General features: G+C 35.6%; 1 pseudogene. It reads left to right on the top strand.

Going from position 1 to position 1404, the window contains the following annotated elements:
- Positions 1-903 (top strand): annotated as a pseudogene (locus AC1D0Y_RS29435) (MobV family relaxase); the annotation flags it as partial.
- Positions 904-1404 lie beyond the last annotated feature (501 nt).

The following is a 1404-nucleotide window of genomic DNA, read 5'->3' as shown; positions in this document are numbered from 1 at the left end:
TATGACATTGAGCGTGGCGAGCCGAGTGAGCTGGAGCATAAGAGTGTTCATGAGTTTAAGAARCAAGAACGAGAAAAAGAGCTAAAGCAGTTGGAACAACAAGTGGCTCACAAGGAAAAAGAAATTCAACGCATGGACAATTTGGTGGAGTTGAAATCAGCACCACCCGTTGAGATACGTAGCGAGAGACGGATTGAAGAGTTATGTAGCCAACCTCTTGAAGTAGAGGCGGCCAAGAGTGTCATGGGTTCCAAAGTAAAAGTGGAAGAGTCAGATTTTCATGAGCTCATCAGTCTTACCAAAGAGTTGCAGCAAACATTGGCGGCCGAGCATAACCGTACAAATGCATTGAGTCAAGAAGTTGATAAGACGATGAAAGAAAACAAAGCACTAACAGAACAAGTAGAGAGTCTAAGAAAAGATGTAAGTATGCACCTTGTTCATCAAGAAAGAGAAGTTAAAAAGGCGAAGCATTTGATGAGGCAAAAAGTGTTACGCGATTTTTCAGTTGAACAAAAGGAAAATGTCAAAGATGAGGTTAAGAGAGAACTAGATACGCAATATAAAGCCCATATAAGCTCTCTTAGCGATGATTTAATGATTGAGAAGCAGAAACATGAGAAAACGAAAAAAGAGCTTGTACGAGCAAATGAAGTGAATGAGAGCTTAACGAAGATGAATCTTGGTTATATAAAGAGTTATGTGCCAAAAGAAGACCTTGATAAAGCAAATGAGCAGGTTCATGAATTAAGAGAAGAGAATAAAACATTGAGGCTCTGGAAGAAAAAAGCATTGAATTGGATTGATAAGAATGTCGAGAGAATGAAACAGATTTCGTTTTTTCAATATGTTGGTGGAATTCAAAAACGAAATAAAAGACAAGACCAAGAAATTGAAAGGTAATCATCTAAATAAAAACTTTAAAATGTTTGATTAAGACAGTAAGTATAAGGTCAATTTGGGTTAATAAGATTTCTTTCAAATTAAAATCAGTACAGCTAGAATGTTGCTCTAGTAAAAATAATAGTTCTCTGTTGAATAAGAAAAGCTCGTATCTAGTTAACATAAAATCCCCCCTTTTTTTGATAGTTTTCATAAGCATAAAAAGCTATCTTATTTCTATTTGCTTTGGCTTTGCATAGAAATAAGATAGCTTTTTAGTGGGCTTTACTATGAGAAAATAACTGTAGATAAATCTTATCATGCTCTTACTCTGAATACTATCTTTTCTAAAATGAGCATATGTATAAAAGGTGCACTTTTTATACATTCTTTCAGTAATCACCTTTCGTAGAAACCTTGGCATATCAAGGATGTATAAAAAGCTGCATATTGGAGAGAAACCAACTCTTGAAGAATCCTTATACGCCAAGGGTTCTCTTTTTGCGTGTGTTCCGGAAAGAG

Source organism: Priestia sp. P1_B12_1, from assembly GCF_056406695.1.
Note: the sequence above shows the minus strand (reverse complement) of the source record. Positions and strands in the feature narration are given on the sequence as shown.